Raw genomic sequence first — 2,547 nt, forward strand, 5'->3', positions numbered from 1 at the left:
CGCATGCGCGACGCCCTGGAACCCCAGGACTGGCTGACCACCGTCGTCGAGCAATCCGGCGCGCAGAGCCTCGCCCGCGTCACCGGCGCAATGATCGGCATGCTGCCGGTCGGCGACGGCGAGGCCATCATCGCCAAGCTGGCCGACCCGGCGATCCGCATCGTCTCGCTGACGGTGACGGAGGGCGGCTACTACATCGACGCCGCCGGCAAATTCGACGCCGGCCATCCGGCGATCCGCGCCGACATCGCCGTGCCGTCGCGGCCGACCACCGTCTTCGGCCTGATCGTCGCCGGTCTGGCCCGCCGCCGCAGCGATGGTACGGTGCCCTTCACCGTCATGTCCTGCGACAACATCCCCCACAATGGCGTGGTCACCCGCAACGCCGTGCTGGGCATCGCGAGGGAGGTCGACGCCGACCTCGCCGCCTGGATCGAAACCTCGGTCGCCTTCCCCAACGGCATGGTCGACCGCATCACCCCGGCCACCGGCGTGCAGGAGCGCGAGACCCTCGACCGCGATTTCGGCATCGCCGACAACTGGCCGGTCTTCTGCGAGGACTTCACGCAATGGGTGCTGGAGGACCGCTTCTCCGCCGGCCGTCCGGCGCTGGAGGCGGTGGGCGTGCAGTTCGTTCCCGACGTGACGCCCTTCGAGACGATGAAGATCCGCATCCTCAACGGCGGCCATGCGGTGATCGCCTATCCGGCCGGTCTGCTCGGCATCACCTATGCGCATGAGGCGATGGAAACCCCGCTGATCCGCAGCTTCCTGCAGAAGATCGAGCGGGAGGAGATCATCCCGACCGTGCCGCCGGTGCCCGGCACCGACCTCGCCAGCTATTTCGGCATCATCGAGCGCCGCTTCGCCAACCCCAAGATCAAGGACACCATCCGCCGGCTCTGCCTCGACGGCTCCAACCGCCAGCCGAAATTCATCGTCCCGTCCATCGCCGACCGCCTGAAGGCCGATGCCGGCATCGAGGGGCTGGCGCTGGAATCGGCGCTGTGGTGCCGCTATTGCTTCGGGACGACCGACGACGGCCAGCCGATCGAGCCGAACGATCCCAACTGGGACCGGCTGACCCAGGTCGCCGCCAAGGCCCGCACCGAGCCGACCGCATGGCTCGACCAGGAGGACATCTACGGCGAGGTCGGCCGGTCGCACCCCTTCCGCGACGCCTTCTCCGCCGCCCTGCATGCCCTGTGGACGGACGGCACCGACGCCGTGCTCACCCGCTATGCCGGCGGATCCAACTGAAGGACTTGCCCGCCATGACCGCATTGCCGCAAGGCGACGGCCTGCCCGACGCCTCCAGCCCCACAACCGACGTTCTGTGCCTGGGCGAGGTGCTGATCGACTTCATGCCCGCCGGGCCGGCGCGGCCCGGCATCATCGGCGCCTTCGATCCAGCGCCGGGCGGGGCACCGGCCAATGTCGCGGTCGGTCTGGCCCGGCTTGGGGTACGCAGCGCCTTCATGGGCCGGACCGCAGCCGACGGCTTCGGCCGCTTCCTGGCGCGGGCGCTGACCGATGCCGGCGTCGACGTGTCCTGTCTGCGCCGCGTGCCCGATGCCAGGACTCCGGTCGCCTTCGTTTCCCTCGACGAGGAGGGGGAGCGGGAATTCCTGTTCTATGGCGAGCCGATGGCCGGCTTTTCCGCTGCCGACCTCGACCTCGACGCCATCGCCACTGCCCGTCTGCTGCATTCCGGCTCCATCGGCCTGATCGATCCGGCGGCGCGCGAGGCGAGCCTGCAGGCGGTCGAAACGGCACGCCGCCATGGCCGGCTGGTGTCCTTCGACGCCAACCTGCGCCTCGCCCTGTGGCCCGACCGCGGGACGGCGGAACAGCTGATCCGCCAGGGCATCGCCGCCGCCTCCATCGTCAAGCTGAGCGACGAGGAACTGGAGTTCCTGACCGGCAGCGCCGATCCGGACACCGCCGGCCGCAGCCTGTGGCACGAGGGCCTTCGCCTGCTGGTGGTGACGCATGGCCGCAACGGCTGCACCTTCCTGACCGCCGATGGGTCCGGCCATGTGCCGGGGATGGCCGTCACCACCGTCGACACCACCGGTGCCGGCGATGCCTTCGTCGCCGCACTCCTGGCCGGCATTCTTGAGGATGTCGGCACCGCCTTCACTGCCGAACGGCTGCGCGACATTTGCCGTTTCGCCAATGCCGCCGGCGCCCTGACCACCACCGCCCCCGGCGCCATCCCTTCCCTGCCCGACCGCGCAGCGGTCAATCGCCTGCTGGGCCGTTGAGACGCAACGGTTTTGCCGCTTTCGGTGGTGTGGCGCACCGCAAGGACTTAGCATTCCGAGATCGGCCTTTTTTCTCGTTTCCGCCGCCGCAAGCGCCCTCTTCCATCGCGGGAGAGGGCGCTTGCGGCTTTCTTGCCCTCATGTGGAACACTGAACACCCCGTCGGAAACCGTTCCATGGCGTTCCAAATGTTCCATTCCTGGGAGACCTGGGCCTTCCACAGGCCCTTAGAAAGAAACGCAATCCTCAACAAAACAAATTGATCACTCCAAATAATGTT

The 2,547-nt window shown here is 68.2% G+C and carries 3 protein-coding genes; 2 read left to right on the forward strand and 1 reads right to left on the reverse strand.

Translation table 11 applies throughout. From position 1 onward, the window contains the following. Nucleotides 1–1,260, forward strand: a 1,260-nt coding sequence (locus I71_RS16330; protein ID WP_042695906.1) for a mannitol dehydrogenase family protein, incomplete at its 5' end; no start/stop codon positions are given. Between the two features lie 14 nt (nt 1,261–1,274). Then, nucleotides 1,275–2,267: a carbohydrate kinase gene (locus tag I71_RS16335; RefSeq protein WP_042695907.1), complete on the forward strand. Its 993-nt coding sequence runs from the start codon at nt 1,275–1,277 to the stop codon at nt 2,265–2,267. Here the strand turns inward: I71_RS16335 and I71_RS39165 are convergent. Next, the coding region (locus I71_RS39165) for a hypothetical protein (protein WP_211098393.1) at nt 2,245–2,547 on the reverse strand (303 nt) is incomplete at its 5' end. The genes I71_RS16335 and I71_RS39165 overlap by 23 nt on opposite strands.

The sequence above is a fragment of the Azospirillum sp. B506 genome (assembly GCF_000333595.1).
Classification (GTDB): Bacteria; Pseudomonadota; Alphaproteobacteria; order Azospirillales; family Azospirillaceae; genus Azospirillum.

Bases quoted from the DNA above. Each gene is read 5' to 3' on its own strand.
- I71_RS16335 (WP_042695907.1), top strand. From the start codon at position 1,275: ATGACCGCATTGCCGCAAGGCGACGGCCTGCCCGACGCCTCCAGCCCC.